Raw genomic sequence first — 20301 nt, forward strand, 5'->3', positions numbered from 1 at the left:
GTCAATTCTCAATCCCTCGCCGGATTGATCATGATATGCGCACGATGCGTTCCCGGATCCATGATCCAAGGCAGACCCGGCGCAGCGGGTTTCAAAGGTAAGCCAGTACTTTCGGCTGTTGCCCATGGAATATAAACAACTGACCGGGTGTAGGTATTCATAGCTTCTCCAGTGGTCCAATTCACATCTTTTTCCTCTGCAATCAAGGCATTGAGTAAGCTTCCTTGATCCGGTAGTTTAAGCTTTCCGCTTTTGGATTCTGCTTCTCTTGCTTTAAAAATCTCATCTGCGTTTTTACCTTCTTTTCTCAATTCCCATCCTCGGGCCATAAATGGCTGTGCGCTGGCATGGTAACAGGAGACGCTCAGCCCTTCGCGCTTGGGGTCATCTCCCAGGCAGACCGTTTGATTCGTGCCCTTGCGCAGCAAAACATAATCTCCATTGGCGTCTTGCCCATAAATTGTTGCTCCTGCCCGTTGGTCTTCGGGAGCTGCCAACACCGCCATTTTGATCTGGATTTCTTTAGAGGGAGCTGTTTGGGCTTTCGCAGTTATTCCTGCGAAAATCATCAAAATGCTAAGAAATGTTTTCATAGTCAGTAGTTTTGGGTTTAGGTGAAGTTAGTCATCCTAACCTAACTCTCCAAGGATTTCAAACCCCGCAGCTTTTGCTTTCCAGACCCTATTCCTATTTGTTTTCAATCAGCTATTACGGAGCCCGATTCAAAGGTTGGGCGGTACAGCCCGGGCAGCGTACGGTTCAGGGAAAACTTGAAAAAGTGTTGAGGTTTGTGTTGGGGAATGAGGATTTTACGATTTTGGGTTCTAGCCGGACTGATGCAGGGGTGAGTTGCCGGTCAGGATTTGTACAGATTTTCATTCGGGAAAAAGTGGATTTGGAGAGGATTCTCTCCGATTTGAACCTGCATCTCGGAGGGGAAATCAGACTGAATTCTGTGAGGGAGATACCCCGGGATTTCAACTTGATTCAGGCTGTAAAAAAGAAAACTTATCGCTATTTCTTTTCCAATTCGGACCAGTTTCATCCATTTGCTTCGGCCTTCCTGGTCAATGTTCACGGGAAACTGGACTGGGAGAAAATGAGGGAATCGGCGCAGTTGTTTGTCGGCGCGCATGATTTCAAAGCCTTTTGCACTACTTCTGAGAAGAAGACGGATTACTTTCGGGAGATTTTTTCCAGTAGAATTTATCGTTCAGATGAATTTCAGGGGCAGTATTTCCCAGAGGAAACCTTCTATTTCGAAGTCACTGGCAATGGATTCTTACATCACCAAGTCAGGATTATGATGAATGCAATTTTGAAAGTCGGAAAAGGAGAAATTGCCATAAAAGAGATAAGTCAACGGCTTACAAATCCTGAATGCACTGAAAAAATCGCTCCTGCATCTGCCAATGGCTTGGTGCTTTGGGAGACTGAGTTGGACGTATAAGATTTTGGACCCGAGATTGATTATTAGGAAAATTAACCTGATTTTGACCCGATGACCTTTGTTTTATGAAGAATATAAACTGCCTCACTTTTCTGCTTTGTTTTTTTGGAGCTTTATTTTTTCAAAACTGTGCACAGCCTTCGGTGAAGGAAGAAGCGGAGGAAAAGAAACCCAACATTGTGTTTATCTATCTGGATGACTTGGGCTATGGCGATGTTAGCGCGTATAAATCAGGCACGCTTCAGACACCCGATATGGATGTTTTGGCCAATGGGGGCTTGAGATTCACCAATGGCTATGCCTCCTCGGCTACTTGTACCCCAAGTCGCTATGCGTTATTGACTGGAACTTACCCATGGAGAAATCAAAATGCGAAAATTCTACCAGGCACAGCTCCTTTGATCATCGATACGGCACAAATGACCTTACCTAAAATGCTGAAAAGTCAGGGTTATGAAACCGCCGTGATCGGCAAGTGGCATTTGGGTTTGGGAACTGGCTTTGTGGATTGGAATCAGGAGATTGCTCCCAACCCCAATCATGTCGGATTCGATTATTCCCATATTTTGGCAGCAACTCAGGATCGGGTTCCAACAGTATATATTGAAAATGGTAGAGTGGTGAATTTGGACCTGAACGATCCGATTTCAGTCGATTATGACAAAAACTTTGAAGGCGAACCCACCGCTATTTCAAATCCTGAAATGCTTACGATGAAGTGGCACCATGGCCACAACAATAGCATTGTGAACGGAATTCCGAGAATTGGGTACATGAAAGGCGGTCAAAATGCAAAATGGAGTGATATAGATATGGCAGATCATTTCTTGGAAAAAGGAAAAGCTTATATCAAGGAAAAAGCGAAATCCGAAAGCCCTTTTTTCCTCTTTTTCCCGATGCAACAGCCACACGTGCCTCGTACACCGCATCCGAGATTTGAAGGAAAATCAGGTATGGGCCCACGCGGTGATGCTTTGCTAGAGGCAGATTGGGTGATTGGAGAATTGTACAAGACCTTGGAAGAAACAGGACTTTTGGAAAATACGCTTATTGTTTTCTCCAGCGACAATGGACCGGTTTTGAACGATGGGTATTATGACGATGCAGTTGAAAAAGTGGGAGATCATACCCCCGCAGGACCTTTTCGAGGCGGGAAATATTCCCTGTTCGAAGCAGGCACCCGTGTTCCTTTTGTAACCTATTGGAAAGGGGAAATCCAACCGGGAGTTTCAGATGCATTGGTGACCCAGATTGATTTATTGGCTTCCTTGGCGGCATTGGTTGGTAGTACAGAGAGCGGACCTGACAGTGAAAATTTGCTGGAAGCCTTTCTCGGGAAGAGTCAAGAAGGACGTGAAGCCGTGATTTTGGAGGCAAGTACGAAAACTGCTCTGAGAGCCGGTGATTGGGCGATGATTCCTCCTTATCCTGGACCTGCGGTACAAAATCAAGTCAATATTGAATTGGGCAACTCTCCAGAATATCAATTGTACAACCTCAAAGACGATCCAGGTCAGCGGAATAATCTGGCTAGTTCTAATCCCGAGAAACTGGAAGAAATGAAAAAGTTGTATCAGGAGATCAGGGGAGGTGAAGGCAAAATTGAGCAGGTGGAGTTGAAGTAAAAATTGATTTTTCTCACAGATGATATGGATTATCACAGATGAATAAAAATCTGTGCGCATCTGAGACATCTGTGAGCTTGTTTTTAAGAATAAACCTTCGAGTTTTCTAAAACCTCAAAGGTTAGGGTGGTCCTCAAAGGTTGAGCTCCATCACCACATCGTCCATCATGTAGCCGCTACCGATGTCAATGACTTCTTTGTAAATCTCCTGAAATCCAATTCTCAGGTAAAAATCAATGGCTTTTTGGTTGTATTTGTTCACATTGAGCAGCAAGCTTTTTTGATCGGATTTTTTGGCTCGGTCGGCGACTTCAAGGATCAAGGCTTTTCCTGCGCCCTTGCCTTGAGCTTCTGGTAAAAGGTAAATTTTATGAAGCTTTGCTTTCGGACCTTCTCCGTAATTCAGTTCAAAACCTGCGAAGCCGAGTTCTTCTCCATCCTCTTCAGCAAGCAAAAAGGTATGCCCTTTTTCCAGCTGGGCTTCCAGCATTTCCAAAGAATACATCCAATTGAGCATGTACTTGATCTGCTCTGTACTCAAAATATTGGCAAAAGTCGATGGCCAGGTCCGGTGGGCGATGGACTGGACTTTGGAGAGTTCTTCTTTTGGAATCTGTCTGATTTGAATCATTTACGATTTTTGATTTACGACCGGCAAATTAACTTTGAGAGTGATTTTCGAGGGATGCTTTTTGGAGAAATCTATTAAACCCTTCGACTTCGCTCAGGGAGACAAAGGGACAACATTCATTCCTCACTACTTCCAATCTTCCTTACTTCTCCTAAAATTCAATCAACTCCTTCAATTTCTCCTTAAACCGCTCCGTTGGCAAAAACTGCTTTTCCAGATTTGGGGCAAAAGGAACTGGGGTGTCCAAACTGCCTTCACGCATTAGGGGAGCATCCAAATACTTGAAGCAATGCTCTGAAATCCATGCACAAATTTCTGCTCCGATTCCACCGGTTAGGGTGTCTTCGTGGAGAAAAATGACTTTCCCGGTCTTCTTCACCGTCTCCGACACAGCTTCTTTATCCCAAGGAAGGAGAGTTCTTAAGTCCAAAATATCTGCGGAAACCCCTATTTCCTCGACGGCCTTGATCGCCCAATGTACGCCCATGCCATAGGTGATAATGGAAACTTGGGTTCCTTCTTGGGCTAATGCTGCTTTTCCGACTTCCACGGTGTAGTAGCTGTCAGGAACAGGCCCAGAGATTGATCGATAAAGCAGTTTGTGCTCGAAATAGAGGTAAGGATTCGGGTCTTCCAAAGCTGCATTGAGCAGGCCTTTGGCGTCCTGAGGATTGGAAGGATAGACGATTTTTAGTCCCGGTGTGTGGAAAAACCAGGCTTCGTTGGATTGGGAGTGAAAAGGCCCTGCGGCAGTTCCGGCACCAGTCGGCATCCGAACCACGACATCGGCGTTTTGCCCCCAGCGGTAATGAATTTTTGCGAGGTTGTTGACGATTTGGTTGAAGCCCACGCTCACAAAGTCCGCAAACTGCATCTCGACCATTGCCTTGTAGCCTTTGATCGAGAGTCCGAGTCCGGTACCGATGATGGCACTTTCGCAAAGTGGCGTATTGCGCACCCGATCACCGCCGAATTGGGTTTTGAACCCATCCGTGATTTTGAAAACCCCACCGTATTCCCCGATATCCTGACCCATCAGGATTAGATTCGGGTATTTTTCCATGGACTGTCGGAGTCCGTCGCTGATCGCATCGATAAAGCGTTTTTCTGTACTCGGTCCCTCCGGAGCGATGACTTTTTGCGAGAAAGGAGCATAGACATCAGCTAGTTCTTCTTCCAGATTTGGAGCGATGGCTTCCTCGGCAAAGGCAATTTCCAGTGCATCGTTGATAGCCTTTTTGACTTTTTTATTCAGCGTTTCTTTGGTGGCTGCATCGAGCACCCCAATAGATTCCAGGTAGGATTCGTAATTGTTCACCGGATCTAATTGGGCCCAATCTTCCATCAGCTGCTTGGGGACATACTTGGTACCTGATGCTTCTTCATGTCCACGCATTCGGAAAGTAATTGCTTCGACCAAAATTGGCCTTGGATTTTCCCGGATTTCTTCGGCCAATTTCAGAATGGTGTCATAGACATCCAGCACGTTATTTCCCTGTACCCGAACAGCCTCCATGCCATAACCAGGGCCTTTTTCGGTGAAATACTTAAAAGCAAACTGCTCTTCGCTTGGTGTAGAAAGCCCGTATCCGTTATGCTCGATGACAAAAATGACGGGCAATTTCCAAACTGCAGCCACATTCAAACCTTCGTGAAAATCTCCTTCCGAACTTGCGCCGTCTCCGGAAAACACTAGGGTCACTTTTTTTTCCTGAGAAAGTTTATGAGCTAACCCAATCCCATCCGCGATGGCCAACTGAGGACCGAGATGGGAAATCATCCCGACAATGTGATGCTCCATACTGCCAAAGTGAAAAGAACGGTCCCTGCCTTTGGTGAAGCCTGATTTTTTTCCCTGAAACTGGGCAAAAAGCCGCTCCAATGGCATGTTCCTTCCTGTGAAAATTCCCAAGTTTCGGTGCATGGGAAGAATAAACTCATCGGATTCCAAGGCAATGACTGCTCCAATGGAAATCGCTTCTTGACCCCAACCGCTAAACCATTTGCTGATTCTACCTTGACGCAGGAGGATGAGCATTTTTTCCTCGATTCTGCGGGGAATAATCAGCGATTCGTAGAGTTTGAGGAGGGTTTTATCCGAGTAATTCTTCCGGTCAAAAGTTAATATTTGGGCATTAGGTGCAGTGAATTCCATACGGATCGATTTACGATTCTAAGGTAAGCTAAGCCCTTAAATCGGCAAAGGGTTTTGGAATTGAAGAGAAAAGAGAAGCTGATAAATCTTGTGTGATAGTTCCCGCAGATAAGCACGGACAAAATCACGGATTTACACGGATAGTGACCCAAATCGTGACCGGGAAAATCTGGGGCTTCGACTCCGCTCAGCCTGACCAAAGGACTCTCCTGCATTGGCCCCGGCCGTAGCCGAGGCAAAAAATAAATGCAAGGAGTTAAAAAGTATTTGCTGTACGCTGCGAAATTAGGCAAAGCTTTTCCCCGAGTGTGATTAGTTACGTTAAGCTTGTTTTATCAAAGTGTTAAGAGGGGGATTGAAAAATTACAAAATTGAAAAATTTGAAAATTGAGTTGAGGATAAAACTGATTCTGGCGACATGAGGGGGAGTTGAAAGCAATTTTTCAATCTTACAATTTTTCAATTTTCCAATCTAAAAACTGATTCGCAGTTTTTTTCCTACCTTTGCCCTCCCAAATCCAAGCGAATCCTGTGAAAGCGAGAACATTAAAGAAAGACAAAGTCAATATTATTACCATGGGTTGCTCCAAAAACCTGGTGGATTCCGAAGTTCTTTTGACCCAACTGAGAGGCAATGGAATCAATGCCAGCCACGAGTCTAACTCACAGGATAACAACATCATTATCATCAATACCTGCGGATTTATTGACAATGCGAAGCAGGAATCGATCGATACGATCCTTCAATATGTCGATGCCAAGGAGCAGGGTTTGGTGGATAAGGTGTATGTGACGGGTTGTCTTTCTCAGCGCTACAAGGACGATCTGGAAAAGGAAATTCCGCAGGTGGATGCATTTTTTGGTACTCGTGATTTGCCAGCGATTTTAAAAAAATTCAAAGCAGACTACAAGCATGAGTTGGTAGGGGAAAGACTTTTGACACACTCGGCTCACTACGCTTACATGAAAATCTCCGAAGGTTGCGATCGACCTTGTTCGTTCTGTGCTATCCCCATTATGCGGGGTGGTCACATTTCCAGACCGATCGAGGAATTGGTCAAAGAAGCCCAGCACAAAGCAGCCGGAGGAACCAAAGAATTGCTTTTGATTGCCCAGGATTCGACGTACTACGGCTTGGATATTTACAAAAAAAGAAACCTGGCCGACCTGCTCCGCAATCTATCCGATGTGGAGGGAATCGACTGGATTCGCCTGCACTATGCCTATCCGACGGGTTTCCCGATGGATGTCATCGAGGTGATGAAAGAGCGACCAAATATCTGCAAGTACCTGGATATTCCTTTGCAGCACGGTTCGACCGATGTGCTGAAGGCTATGCGCAGAGGCACGACACGTGAAAAACAGGAAGAACTCATTCACAGCATTCGGGATATTTTGCCGGATATCGCTATCCGAACGACCCTGATTGCCGGTCACCCGGGAGAAGGAGAAAAGGAATTCCAGGAAATGGTGGATTTTGTGGAGCGGATGAAATTTGAGCGATTGGGTGTGTTTACCTATTCTCATGAGGAAAATACCCATGCCTTCTCAATGGAAGACAAACTTTCCCAAGAGGAAAAGCAGGACCGTGCTAATCACCTGATGGAAGTGCAGGAGCAAATCAGCTACGACCTGAATCAGGAGAAAATCGGCAAAACCTTCAAAGTCCTGATCGACAAAAAAGAAGGCGGCCACTTCGTTGGACGTACCGAATTTGACTCGGTGGAAGTGGACAATGAAGTACTGATTGATGCTTCAAAGTTTTATTGCAGAGTAGGAGACTTTGTCCAGGCAAAAGTTTACGAGGCGACAGAGTTTGATCTGTACGCTACGGTGGAAGAATAAACAAAGAAAGCTGCTCCTGGAGGGGCAGCTTTTTTGATTTACCATCACGAATCCTTCACTTTTTGCCCTTTCCCCCACATCCGCTAATTTAGCCGACTAAAATCCTCCGAATGAAGCTGATTGAAGTCACCACACCCGCCCATCAAACAGAATTTTTGGAGATGGCGGTCCGGCTGTACAAAAACGAAAAAAACTGGATCCGACCGCTGGATGCGGATATCGAAGGCCTTTTTCACCCTGAGACCAACAAACTTTTCCGGAATGGAGCCAAGGCAAAAAGATGGCTTCTTCAGGATGAAAAAGGTCAAACTATCGGCCGAACTGCTGCTTTTGTCAATCCCAAAATGAAAGAAAAGCAGCCAACCGGAGGCGTGGGTTTCTTTGAATGCATCGATAATAAGGAAGCGGCCTTTTTACTTCTTGACACAGCGAAAGCTTGGCTGCAAGGCGAGGGCATGGAAGCCATGGATGGCCCGGTTAATTTCGGAGAGCGTGATAAATGGTGGGGTTTGCTCGTAGATGGGTTCACCGAGCCGAATTACAACATGCCTTGGAATTTTGGGTACTACCAGAAGTTTTTCGAGGAATACGGTTTTCAGCTTTACTTCAGGCAATACACCTATATGCGTCCGGTGCAGGACTTGGGCTTTGACGAAAAGATGATCCAGCGGGCCAATGCCATCATGGCAAATCCGGATTATTCTTTCCGCTATATCCGGGGAAAAGAACTTCAGGATAAGGCACCTGAGTATTTCATGACAGTTTACAACAAAGCCTGGGCGCGTCACATGGGGAAATCTATTGCACTGAAGGAAGCTCAACTCATGTTTGGCAAGATGAAGCCCATCATCGATCCGAGGCTGATCTATTTTGCTTTCTTCAAAGGTGAACCCGTTGGTTTCTTTATTCAGATTCCTGAAATCAACCAGATTTTCAAGCATGTGAATGGCAAGATGGACCTCGTCGGCAAACTGAAATTTCTTTGGTACAAGACCTTTTCCCCGCCAAACAAAATGCTGGGCTTGGTCTTCGGTGTGGTGCCGGAGCATCAGGGCAAGGGAGTAGAGAGTGCCATCATTATCAGCTACGACAAGATGAGCGGCAAGTCTTCCTTTCCTTACAAGACTATCGAGATGAATTGGATCGGGGACTTCAATCCCAAGATGATGCGGGTATGCGAGCAGCTACTGGCGACTATTTATAAGACGCATCATACGTATCGGTATTTGTTTGATCGGGAAAAACCGTTTGAGCGACACCCGATTTTCGATTGAGCAAACTTTTCCAAAGTTTTGAACTTTGGAAAAGTTTGCTTCGATTTCCAATTGATTTACGAAGTACGAAATACGAGGCCTCTTTGAACCTCAATCCTAACTTTTCCAATTGAGGTGATTAAGTTTTAATGTCGAACATAGAATGTCGAATGATGAAGTAATGGTTCCTGTGCCCAATTTTCCAATTTTGAAATCTTTCAATTTTACAATTCTCTATAAATGAAAAAATACGACGTGACTGGCATTGGAAATGCCTTGGTAGATATTGAGTTCAAAGTAAAAGATCAGTTTTTTATTGACAATAAAGTCGAAAAAGGCCTGATGACACTAGTGGACGAGGAGCGCCAAAATTCCCTGATGCAGGTGATCAACACCGCAGAAGCAAAAAAGCAAGCAGGAGGATCTGCGGCAAATTCGGTAGTGGCAGTAAGTCAGTTTGGAGGGAATTCCTATTACTGCTTCCGGGTAGCCAACGACGAACTCGGGCATTTTTACCTCAAGGACTTGAATGACTCGGGGGTTTCGATTGGTTTGAATCCGGAAAAACTGGAGGAAGGAGTAACAGGCAAGTGTCTGGTGATGGTGACCGAGGATTCCGAACGAACGATGAATACTTTTCTGGGAATCACGCAGAATTTCTCGGTAAATGACCTCAACGAATCGGCAATCAAAGATTCCAAATACCTGTTTATTGAAGGCTACCTGATTACATCTGAAAACGGGAAGACCGCGATGAAACATGCCAAGAAAGTGGCTGAAGAAAACGGAGTAAAAGTCGCTTTGACCTTTTCGGACCCGGCAATGGTCAAATATTTCCGTGAGCCTTTTGACGAAGTGATCGGAGCGAGCGTGGATTTGCTTTTCGCAAATGAAGAAGAAGCCATGCTTTTCACGGGAAAAGACAATCTGTCGGAAGCACGAGAAGAACTGAAAAAAGTAGCCAAGCACTTTGTGATCACTCAAGGCAAAAACGGAGCGATGATCTTCGATGGAGAAACCTTTATCGACATCGAGCCTTACAAAACCACAGCAATTGACAGCAACGGCGCCGGAGATATGTTTGCGGGAGCTTTTCTTTACGGAATCACAAACGGACACAGTTATGCGTCTAGTGGAAAGCTGGCCTCCATGGCAAGCTCCAGGATTGTGAGTCAATTTGGCCCGAGATTACAATGGCATGAGGCCAAAGAAATCCTAGCAAGGCTTAATCCTTAAGGTAAATTAACGGGGGAGAATGGAGCAAAATCTCCCTCGTTTATCTTCTTTTTCCTGCAATGGTGGATTTTTAAAACCCAACACCTACCTTTTTTAGTTTACTTTGATGAAAGGCTTATTTCTGATTTGAATCAGATCATACTATTTGCCAACTTATATCCCAATTGAATACTAACCCAATCTTTTTACCATGAGAAAATTCACTGCCTTAGGCCTGATTGCTGTGCTACTCAGCATACCTGCTTTGGCCCAAAACAAAATCGAGTTCAGGGAATTCACTCTGGACAATGGACTGCATGTTATCATGCACCAGGACAATACCACACCTATAGTGGTGACTTCGGTATTGTATCATGTCGGTTCGAAAAATGAAAACCCGGAGCGAACCGGTTTTGCTCATTTTTTTGAGCACCTGATGTTTGAAGGTTCGGAAAACATTGACCGCGGCCAATACATGAACATCATCCAAAGCCGTGGAGGAACGCTAAACGCATACACTTCCAACGACATCACCTATTACTATGAGTTGCTCCCATCGAATGAGCTGGAATTGGCGCTGTACATGGAAAGTGAGCGGATGCTCCACTCCAAGGTGGATATCACTGGTGTGGAAACTCAACGGGAAGTGGTCAAAGAGGAGAGACGTCAGCGCTACGAAAACCAGCCTTACGGAACAATCCTGCCTGAGACATTGGTAAGAGCCTATCAAGTGCACCCGTATCAGTGGGCGCCGATTGGTTCCATGGATCACCTGAATGCAGCCACGATTGAGGAATTTCAGCAGTTTTACAAAGATTTCTACGTGCCAAACAACGCTACCTTGACTATTGCCGGTGACATCGATTATGCACAGGCGGAGGCTTGGGTGCGGGAATATTTTTCTGAGATTCCAAAAGGAGCAAAAGAAATCTATCGACCTAATGTAGTTGAACCTAAGAAAACGGTTGAAACACGCGACATCATTTATGACAACATTCAAATTCCTGCTGTAATCCAGGCGTACAATTTGCCTCCAAGAAATCATCCGGATTCTTATGCACTGTCCATGCTTTCCACTTACCTGACAGGAGGAAATTCCTCCCTGATGACCAAGGAACTGGTAGACAAGCAGCAGAAAGCATTGGTGATTGCTGCAATTCCTTTGGAGCTGGAAGACGGAGGGATTTTTATCATGTATGGAATCACCAATATGGGTGTGGAACCAAAGGATCTGGAAGCAGAAGTGGATCGGTTGATCAAACAAGTGCAGGATCAGGGAATCAGCGACGAGGAATTTGCCAAGCTGAAAAATATCATGGAAAACAACATCGTGAGCGGTAACTCCACAGTGGCAGGTATCGCCGAGAACCTCGCCGAAGCCAAAGTGATCTATGGGGACACCAATTACATCAACCAGGTGATGGATGCTTATTCCAAAGTGACCAAAGCGGATATTCAGCGTGTGGCCAAAGAATACATGGATCTCACCGGCCGGGTGGTGTTATATTATTTGCCTAAATCAGCTCAGCCTACTACTGAGTAATTGTTTCACCTAAACGATCGAAAAGACATGAAAAAATTTGCTATAGCGTTTGTATTTGCCCTTTTGGTATCCATCGGAGGTTTTGCTCAGGTGGACCGAAGCAAGCTTCCAGCTGCAGGTCCAGCTCCGGAAATCAAAATCGGAGAAGCGGAAACTTTCACTTTGGAAAATGGACTGAAGGTATTCGTGGTGAAAAACACCAAACTCCCACGCGTTTCATTTACTCTGGTTTTGGAAAGGGATCCGATTCTGGAAGGAGACAAAGCCGGAATGACCGGTTTCGTTGGAGAGATGATGATGGCGGGCACCAAAAACAGGAGCAAGGATCAGTTGGATCAGGAAATTGACTTTATCGGAGCAAGCCTGAGCGCTTCATCGACCTCGATGTTTGCTTCTTCCTTGAAAAAGCACCAGGGGAAAGTGCTTGAACTGATGGCCGACGTGCTTTACAATCCGGTTTTTCCGCAGGAGGAATTGGATAAATTGAAAAAGCAGTCTCTCACCGGTTTGGCTCAAAGCAAAGACAACCCCAATGCGATTTCCGGCAGGCTTTCATCTGCCGTGGTGTTTGGCAAAAACCATCCCTATGGTGAAGTAGAATCTGAGAAAACTATCAATAACATCACAGTAGAAGATGTGAAAAGCTACTATTCGACCTACTTCAAACCTAATATCGCTTACCTGGCGATCGTTGGAGACATGGATAAGGCTGAAGCCGAAAAAGTGGTGAAGCAGTATTTCGGAAACTGGCAGCAAGGGGAAGTTCCAAAATTCACTTACCCGATGCCTGAGCGTGCCTCCAAAAGAGCGGTTGCCTTGGTGGATAGAAGTTCATCCGTGCAGTCCGTGATCAATGTGACCCAACCGGTGAAAATGAAAATCGGAGATCAGGATTACATTTCCAGCCGATTGTTGAATCAGATATTGGGTGGAGGATCCGCTTCCCGCTTATTTATGAATCTGCGAGAGGACAAAGGCTACACCTATGGAGCTTACTCCTCCATCGGCGCCGATAAATTAGTGGCTACTATTTCTGCCAATGCTTCCGTCCGAACCGAAGTGACTGATTCTGCGGTTCATGAATTCATTTACGAAATCCAGAATCTGGTCGAAAATGGGGTTACGGAAGAAGAACTTGCTAAAGCTAAAGCAGAATTGTCCGGTAGTTTTGGCCGTTCACTGGAGCAGCCTGCGACTGTGGCAAACTTCGCACTGAACATTGACCGCTACAAACTCCCCAAAGACTATTATGAGACCTATTTGCAAAAGCTCAATGCCCTGACTGTCGCCGATATCAACGCTACAGCAAAACGACTGATCGAGCCGGATAAATTCGTCATCACTACTGTCGGTAATGGGTCTGAAATCAAGGAAAAATTGGCTCAGTTTGGGGAAGTTGTCATGTATGACAACATGGGGATGCCTGCCAAAGAGCTGACTGCCGATGCTGACATGACAGCCGAAAAAGTCCTCGAAAACTACCTGACTGCAATCGGTGGAGCTGAGAAGGTGAAGGCCATCAAAACTGCCAAAATCTCCATGGATGCCGACGTCATGGGGACACCTTTGAACCTGGCATTTGTCTATGACTCTCAAAATGGAAGATATGGACAGAAGCTATCTGTGGGTGGAAATGTAATGCAAAAGACTACTTTGGCAGACGGAAAAGGCTCTATGTCGGTACAGGGCCAGTCTATGGAAATGAACGAAGCCCAATTGGCCGAAGCCAAGTTGAACTCTTTCCTTTTCCCAGAGTCCGTTTATCAGGAAATGGGATATACCCTGACTTTTGATGGTTTGAAAGATGTAGACGGTACGCCTGCCTATAAAGTGATCATCACTGCAGCTTCGGGCGCCAAACTGACTAACTACTACTCACAGGAATCTGGATTGAAGATCAAGTATGAAAATCCGGCATCTGGAGATACGTTCTATTCCGATTATCAGGCAAAAGACGGAGTGTTGCTTCCGATGGCATGGACCATCAAGTCTCCGGCGATTCCTGTTCCTTTGGAAGCCAAGGTGACTTCAATGGAATTGAATGTTCCAGTCACGGACGAGGATATTAATTAATCAAAGAAAAGGGGAGAGTGATCTCCTCTTTTTTCTTTAGCATGTTATAACAATCAATTATCTACCCATGAAAGTAAAATCAATTATATTCTCTGCCCTATTTGTTGCAGCAGTCCAAGGTGAACTTTTCGCAAATAAAGTCCTTCGATCTGAGGAGCAACAAGTCCTTGTTGAAAACGACCCCGTTGAAATAATTGCCAGCTATATCAAAGCAGTTGGTGGCGAGGAAAAGGTGAAAAGCATCAAAAATGCCAGCATGACTGCCGAAGCAAATTTTCAGGGTCAGGTCATTGAAATCAAAACTATTGCGGATTCTGAAAACACCAGAATGATGCAATCCACAGCTGTAGGAGGCAATGTGATGCAAAAAACTTTGCTCGTCGGAGGCAAAGGTCAAATGGTCATGATGGGCCAAGTTCAGGAACTTCCTGAAGAAACTGCGGCATTGCTCAAGCCGCAAACCTATGTTTTCCCGGAGCAGTATTACGAAGAAATGGGTTTTACACTGGAGTTTTTGGGAACCGAGGACGTTGAAGGACAGCAAGCAAACAAATTGGGAGTCACTGCCCCTAATGGAATGGTGACCCATGAGTTTTATTCTGTAGAGAGTGGCTTGAAGCTAAAAACCAGTTCAGAGGCAACCGGCGAAATCTCCTATTCCGACTATCAGGAAATTGACGGAATTATGTTTCCGATGCTTCTGACGATCAAAAATCCAATGCTACCGACTGCTCTGGAAGCCAAAATGATTTCAGTGAAATTCAATCAGACTTTATCGGATTCGGATTTCCAATAATTGTAATTCTGATTAGAAAAGTAAGAGGCCTCCGGAGTTTGGGGGCCTTTTTTATGCCATCCACTTTTCTGAAAGGGAATTGAGTTCTTTCGGAAAAAGTCTATAAACTGGAAAGAAATTGCCGTTTTCTAGAAACACATTCAATTCTAAAAATCTGCCAAAGCGGTCTATCTGGAGCTTCAAGGGATTTGAATCCAAAGGCTTTTCTATTGGCCAATTGATGATCCGGTCATTTTTCATCAAGGTAAAAAAGGCTCTGGATTCGGGATGAATTTGGGTGATTTCCCCTTCGGAACTTGTCCGAATCCCCAATTGGTGCAAAAGCCAGTCTTCTCCAAAAGTTTCCTGTATTTCAATTCCAATTTCATTAAGAAGAGATTCGAGTTTTGGAAATAGGTTTTGATATCCATAAACGAAGTCAATGAAAAACTGCTTGATTTCAATTTGTTCAGCAAATTCGGCAAAAATCAAATTTTCAAAATCCTGAAATTCGTAGCCTTTAAATGGTTTGCCGAATCGCTCCCACATCTTTTTCATCACAGTTGCCAGAGAACTTCCAGTTTTCAACAAAAGGATATCAAGGCAAATTGCCAGCAATGCGCCTCTGGTGTAGATATTGACTCTGCGGTCCGGAATTCCCGCCACATAACCATCCAGCCAGAGGTCAAAGGATGACTCTTGGATGGTGTAATTTTTCCACCCAAAGTTGGAGGCTTCTCTGGCGATGACTTTTTCAAAATGCCTCAGGTAGGTTTCAAGATCATAAACTCCCGACTTGAGTAGGTACAAATCTCCCATATAGGTCGTGACTCCTTCCAGTACCAGGCCGGCTTGGGTGTAAGTTTCTTTGGAAAAATCATAAGGCAAAAGCTCCTTTGGCCGAATCCGGCAGACATTCCAGGCATGATAAAGTTCATGGCAGCTAACCCCCAGCAATTCCTCCATTTGGGCAAAGTCTTGAAGACTTTCTGCAGGTCCAAAGGTGATCACTGTACCTCTCCTGTGCTCGACTCCATGATAATGCGGATAGGAAAGAAACTGGAAAATGAAGTGGTATTCCTCTTCCGGAAATTCCCCGAAATCGTGAATTAACTTTTCTGAAAAGGCCTTAAATCGATCCAGAAACAAGTTTTGATCAAAATGAACCATTCCATGAATCCAGATGCGAAAGTTGGTTTTCCCGACCTTATATTCCCAATGAATCAGATTTTTAGCCGCCAAAATGGTCGAATCAGCAAGCATCTGGAAGTTTTCGGCTGTCCATTTTGAGGAAGAAAGAGGACTAAGCGTGCTGATTTGCTGGGGAAAGTCTGGTAGGTTGAGAGTCACTTCGATTGCCTCTTCACTTTTTTCCAAAACCTCAATACAGCAATTAACCAAATTCACATAGACTTGCTCATCATCCGCCCATGCGCTTCCGGCATCCATTTTTCCCGCCCAGTATTCGTATTCGATTTGGATCTTGCCGTTGGTGGTGGGTATAATTTCCCAGCGATCTTTGGAGGATTTTGCGAAGGGTTTTTGATTTTTTTTCTCATCAAAAACCCGAAATCCACGGATATTCTGAGCGTAATTTGCCAATTGATAGCGACCAGCCCTCCAAGCTGGGAGTTGGAGGAAAATGGACTTTTCTTCCAAAACATCAAGTCCCAACCGGATTTGAATGAATTGTGAAGCGGGATTTTTGCAGGAAATCTGGACTTTAATCATGGGTTTCTTACTGAGTCTCAAAACAAATGTAGAAGTCGGATTTGTATTTAAGAAAATGGTACATATCTTTGCAGTCCTTTTTGGGGTCAATGCCAAAGAGAAAAGTCAAGGGAGCAATTAGATAACGATATTCGATCATGAAAAGAACATTCCAGCCTTCTAACAGAAAAAGAAAAAACAAGCACGGCTTCAGAGAAAGAATGGCTACTGCTAATGGTAGAAGAGTTTTGAGAGCCAGAAGAGCAAAAGGAAGACACAAGCTGACTGTATCTTCTGAAAAGACTTTGAAGAAGTAATTCTCTGCGCTGGTTTTCGTATGTTCGCATACGAGTACAGTCCCTGCGATGAATTTTCGACTTCCCAAATCTGAGCGGCTACATGCCGAAAAACTAATCAAGGAACTTTTTAACGAAGGTTCCTCTTTTTTTTTGTACCCTTTCAAAGTGCTCTTTTTAAGGAAAATTGACCTTTCAGGGCAAGCTAACCAAGTGCTTTTTTCCGTTTCGAAAAAGAAAATCAAGCGGGCCAACGGTCGAAACTTCATCAAACGAAGACTCAAAGAAGCCTACCGACTCAATAAGCATATATTGCCTGCTGATGGAATCATCCTGGGGGTTATATTTGTTGGCAAAGCAGATATGTCTTTTGCAGAGATAGAACCCAAAATGAAACAAGCCCTCAACAGACTAAACCAGGAATTACCCCAAAATTCACTTTCCTCATGATCCAAAAATTGAAAAAACCGGTTGTTTTTATTCCGCTGATTCTGGTGCTTTTTTCAGGAGTTTTTGCCTTTCAGGTGAAAAACGACAAGCTTTTTGCGCTGGCTAAGAACATAGACATTTTCGCTACCCTGGTCAGAGAATTGGACTCTTACTATGTGGATGAGATCGATGCGGATCAGCTGGTGACCATAGGGATCAATGCGATGTTGGAGGAATTGGATCCCTATACCGAGTACATTCCCGAGGAAGATTCGGATGATTTTCGGATGTTGACGACGGGAGAATATGCCGGAATCGGAGCATTGATCGGGAATCGGGGAGAAGGAAATATGGTATTGATGCCATATACAGGATTTCCTGCGCAGAGTGCCGGTTTGAAAATCGCTGATTACATTCTGAAAATTGACTCAGTGGACGTGGTCGGAAAACCAACCTCTGAGGTTTCTGAATTGTTGAAAGGCCCTGCAAATACTCCATTGAGCGTAAAAGTCCTTCGTGATACAGACACCTTGGAGTTTTCTTTGATCCGAAAAAAAATCACCATTAAAAATGTTCCTTTCTACGGGAAATTGGATGATAAAACGGGCTATATCAAACTGGCGGATTTTACAACCAATGCCTCAGCTGAGGTAAGAAACGCCTTGGTGAATCTCAAATTCCAGGGAGCTGACCGATTGATTTTGGATTTGAGAGACAATCCAGGCGGACTGTTGAATGAAGCCGTGGAGATTGTAAATCTTTTTATCCCCAAAGGAAAAGAAGTAGTAAAGACCCTTGGCAAACTTCAAAATGTGAATTATACCTACAAGACTACCAAAACACCGGTAGATAAGGATATTCCGATTGTGGTGCTGATCAATGAACGAAGTGCTTCGGCTGCAGAGATCGTTGCCGGTGCTTTGCAGGATTATGACCGGGCTGTTTTGGTTGGGAGAAAATCCTTCGGAAAAGGCTTGGTGCAGACCACCATTCCATTGACTTACAATGCCCAGGTGAAAATCACGACGGCCAAATATTACATTCCGAGCGGACGCTGCATCCAGGCCATTGACTATGCTCAATCCAGAGAAAATGGGGCAATTACTTCTGTTCCGGATTCTTTGAGAAAGGAATTCAAAACCGCCAATGGCAGAGTGGTTTTGGACGGAGCTGGAATCGAACCTGACGATCTCGTGGAGGAAGTGACTTACGCGCCGATTTCCTATACTCTGGTTGCTGGAAATCATGTCTTTGATTTTGCCACGCAATATTTCTATAAGCACAAGTCAATTTCTAACCCGATGACTTTTACCATATCGGATCAGGATTTTGAAGAATTCAAGAAATTCCTGGTCGGAAAAGAATACGACTACACCACTTATACAGAGAAATCTTTGGAGGATTTGGAAAAGTATGCTGAAAAAGAGGTCTATTTTGAAGAAATCAAGTCCCAGCTGGAGGCGATCAAAGCAAAAGTGAATCATAGCAAAGAACAAGACCTCGACAATCATAAAGAAGAGGTCAAAAAAATCCTCAGCGAAGAGATTGTTTCACGATACTATTTTCAGGAAGGAATGATTGAGGCTGGCCTCGACCAGGATCCTGCAGTTGATATGGCCAAAACCTACCTGTCTGATCCCCTTAAAACCTCCAAGGTTTTAACTTCCTCCGCCAAGTAATATGGTAAATATCCTTGCGATAGAGACCTCAACTTCAATTTGCTCAGTAGCAGTCCATCGGGATGGGAATTTGATTTCGCTTTCTGAAGTGAGTGAACCCGGAGCTCATGCAGAGCGCCTTGTTTTACTGATTGAAGAAGTTTTGGAAAAGGCAGGGCTTGGTTTTAAAGAATTGGATGCAATTGCTGTTTCCGAAGGTCCGGGTTCTTATACCGGATTGCGGATTGGAGTGTCCACTGCAAAGGGATTGGCTTTTGGATTGAATAGGCCTTTGATTGGGGTGAATACCTTGCAGGCCTTGGCCAGTGCTGTTCATTTGGAGGAAGGAGATTTGGTCATTCCTGTTTTGGATGCCCGGAGGATGGAAGTGTACCGGGAAGTTTTTGATTGGAAATTGGACTCTGTTTCAACCCTTGATGCGGAAGTACTTTCCGAAAGTTCATTTCAGAACTTTTTGGAAAACCATCGGGTTTATTTTCTCGGAGATGCAGTAGATAAAGTAAAGTCACTGGTGCAAAATGAAAATGCCAGATTTATTTCCGATTTATCATTTTCTTCCCAGCATATGGGGAAAGTTGCCCTTGGTAAGTTTGAAAAAGCACAGTTTGCTGACCTTGCTTACTTTGTGCCCAATTACCTAAAAGAGTTCAAAGCGTTACATTCCAAGAAAAATCCGCTACTCAGCTTATGAGTGATATAGTCAACCGAGTTGCTTCAAGTCCAATCCTTTCGATCAACATGGAGGAGTTTTATCCTCAGGAGGAGAGGGTTTTATTTGATTTGAAGCCCTATCTGTTTCAGGAGTTGATTTTGAGAGAAAAGGATTTTCGTCTGACTTTAAAGGAATTGGATTGGTCACCTTATTCTGGGAAATGGGTTGCAGTGACTTGTACCGCTGACGCGATTGTTCCGACATGGGCTTTTATGTTGGTATGTACTTATCTCGAAAGCCAGGCCAAAGGCTATGTGGTAGGTGGGTTTGAAAATTTAGAACAACACATCGCGGAGATTACTTTGGCAAAAATTGACCTAGAAGATTACAAAGATCGCCCGGTGGTGATCAAAGGGTGTTCTAAATTTCCGATACCACTTTTTGCTTATGGGCGCTTGATTTCTCTGCTTCAAGGTCAGGCAAAGAGCCTGATGTTTGGCGAGCCTTGCAGTACAGTTCCCTTGTATAAAAAATCAAAGTCCTGATACTGAAAGGATAAAATCCGAATTCAAAAAAGTTTGAGATTTTTGTTTGGGAAAGGCTTGCGTAATCAAAATGACTCTTCTATGTTTGCACTCCCATTCGAGAAGACGTCTCCGGGGAAGTTGAAATAGAGTAGTCAAAGCGAAGAAAAAAATCAGAAAATTTTTCTTCGAGGTTTTGGAAAGAAGAAACAAAATCCGATCTTTGCACTCGCATTTGGGACAACGGTCTCACAAACTCTTGGAAAGTCAAGAGATAAGTTCTTTGAAGTGTTGTAAGAGAGAAAAAGAGCCTGAGAACAAGGGCAGGGAGTTGTCAAGAGGCCTTAGGGCATTTGACAATCGACAATAATGATAATTTACAATGGAGAGTTTGATCCTGGCTCAGGATGAACGCTAGCGGCAGGCCTAATACATGCAAGTCGAGC

Annotated in this window: 17 protein-coding genes and 1 rRNA gene; 14 read left to right on the forward strand and 4 right to left on the reverse strand. The window is 44.4% G+C overall.

Going from position 1 to position 20301, the window contains the following annotated elements:
* Positions 1–8 precede the first annotated feature (8 nt).
* A complete protein-coding gene (locus B0E43_RS01375) occupies positions 9–593 on the reverse strand; it encodes a hypothetical protein (protein ID WP_077346273.1) in 585 nt (194 codons plus the stop codon).
* Between the two features lie 74 nt (positions 594–667).
* Between B0E43_RS01375 and truA the strand changes: the two genes are divergently transcribed.
* Together truA and B0E43_RS01385 are read left to right on the forward strand one after the other, a co-directional pair.
* Complete coding sequence (truA, locus tag B0E43_RS01380; RefSeq protein WP_168171874.1) at positions 668–1450, forward strand: tRNA pseudouridine(38-40) synthase TruA; 783 nt, start codon at positions 668–670, stop codon at positions 1448–1450.
* 65 nt (positions 1451–1515) lie between these two features.
* On the forward strand, positions 1516–3075 hold the full coding sequence (locus tag B0E43_RS01385; protein WP_077346275.1) for an arylsulfatase: 1560 nt from the start codon (positions 1516–1518) through the stop codon (positions 3073–3075).
* A 133-nt stretch (positions 3076–3208) separates the two neighbouring features.
* Here the strand turns inward: B0E43_RS01385 and B0E43_RS01390 are convergent, their stop codons facing one another.
* Both B0E43_RS01390 and B0E43_RS01395 read right to left on the reverse strand, forming a co-directional pair.
* Positions 3209–3706, reverse strand: a complete 498-nt coding sequence (locus tag B0E43_RS01390) for a GNAT family N-acetyltransferase (protein ID WP_077346276.1) — start codon at positions 3704–3706, stop codon at positions 3209–3211.
* A 151-nt stretch (positions 3707–3857) separates the two neighbouring features.
* Entirely contained in the window at positions 3858–5861 is a 2004-nt protein-coding gene (locus B0E43_RS01395; RefSeq protein WP_077346277.1) for a thiamine pyrophosphate-dependent enzyme, read from the reverse strand.
* 531 nt (positions 5862–6392) lie between these two features.
* Between B0E43_RS01395 and rimO the strand changes: the two genes are divergently transcribed.
* The 6 genes from rimO to B0E43_RS01425 all read left to right on the forward strand — a co-directional run bounded on the left by rimO (position 6393) and on the right by B0E43_RS01425 (position 14586).
* Positions 6393–7706, forward strand: a complete 1314-nt coding sequence (gene rimO, locus B0E43_RS01400; RefSeq protein ID WP_077346291.1) for a 30S ribosomal protein S12 methylthiotransferase RimO — start codon at positions 6393–6395, stop codon at positions 7704–7706.
* 110 nt (positions 7707–7816) lie between these two features.
* Entirely contained in the window at positions 7817–8980 is a 1164-nt protein-coding gene (locus B0E43_RS01405; protein ID WP_077346278.1) for a hypothetical protein, read from the forward strand.
* 219 nt (positions 8981–9199) lie between these two features.
* Positions 9200–10195: an adenosine kinase gene (locus tag B0E43_RS01410; RefSeq protein ID WP_077346279.1), complete on the forward strand. Its 996-nt coding sequence runs from the start codon at positions 9200–9202 to the stop codon at positions 10193–10195.
* 190 nt (positions 10196–10385) lie between these two features.
* Positions 10386–11717 carry a pitrilysin family protein gene (locus tag B0E43_RS01415; RefSeq protein WP_077346280.1) on the forward strand — a complete coding sequence of 444 codons (1332 nt, stop codon included), beginning with the start codon at positions 10386–10388 and terminating at the stop codon, positions 11715–11717.
* Positions 11718–11744: 27 nt separating this feature from the next.
* Positions 11745–13790 (forward strand): pitrilysin family protein, encoded by a 2046-nt coding sequence (locus B0E43_RS01420; protein WP_077346292.1) that lies wholly within the window; start codon positions 11745–11747, stop codon positions 13788–13790.
* A gap of 67 nt (positions 13791–13857) precedes the next feature.
* On the forward strand, positions 13858–14586 hold the full coding sequence (locus tag B0E43_RS01425; protein WP_077346281.1) for a peptidase, M16 family protein: 729 nt from the start codon (positions 13858–13860) through the stop codon (positions 14584–14586).
* A 51-nt stretch (positions 14587–14637) separates the two neighbouring features.
* Here the strand turns inward: B0E43_RS01425 and B0E43_RS01430 are convergent, their stop codons facing one another.
* Entirely contained in the window at positions 14638–16296 is a 1659-nt protein-coding gene (locus B0E43_RS01430; RefSeq protein WP_077346282.1) for a hypothetical protein, read from the reverse strand.
* A 137-nt stretch (positions 16297–16433) separates the two neighbouring features.
* Here B0E43_RS01430 and rpmH point away from each other — a divergent pair, with 137 nt between their 5' ends.
* The 6 genes from rpmH to B0E43_RS01460 all read left to right on the forward strand — a co-directional run.
* Positions 16434–16592: a 50S ribosomal protein L34 gene (gene rpmH, locus B0E43_RS01435; RefSeq protein WP_077346283.1), complete on the forward strand. Its 159-nt coding sequence runs from the start codon at positions 16434–16436 to the stop codon at positions 16590–16592.
* 48 nt (positions 16593–16640) lie between these two features.
* Complete coding sequence (gene rnpA, locus B0E43_RS01440; RefSeq protein ID WP_077346284.1) at positions 16641–17021, forward strand: ribonuclease P protein component; 381 nt, start codon at positions 16641–16643, stop codon at positions 17019–17021.
* Entirely contained in the window at positions 17018–18679 is a 1662-nt protein-coding gene (locus B0E43_RS01445; protein ID WP_077346285.1) for a S41 family peptidase, read from the forward strand. The genes rnpA and B0E43_RS01445 overlap by 4 nt, the downstream gene beginning before the upstream one ends.
* A 1-nt stretch (position 18680) precedes the next feature.
* Positions 18681–19370, forward strand: coding sequence for a tRNA (adenosine(37)-N6)-threonylcarbamoyltransferase complex dimerization subunit type 1 TsaB (gene tsaB / locus B0E43_RS01450; protein ID WP_077346286.1), 690 nt, complete (start codon positions 18681–18683; stop codon positions 19368–19370).
* Positions 19367–19876, forward strand: a complete 510-nt coding sequence (locus B0E43_RS01455) for a DUF2480 family protein (RefSeq protein ID WP_077346287.1) — start codon at positions 19367–19369, stop codon at positions 19874–19876. The genes tsaB and B0E43_RS01455 overlap by 4 nt, the downstream gene beginning before the upstream one ends.
* Before the next feature lie 358 nt (positions 19877–20234).
* Positions 20235–20301, forward strand: a 16S ribosomal RNA gene (locus tag B0E43_RS01460); the annotation flags it as partial.

This window comes from Algoriphagus sp. A40 (genome assembly GCF_002002735.1).
In the GTDB taxonomy this organism is placed as follows: Bacteria; Bacteroidota; Bacteroidia; order Cytophagales; family Cyclobacteriaceae; genus Algoriphagus.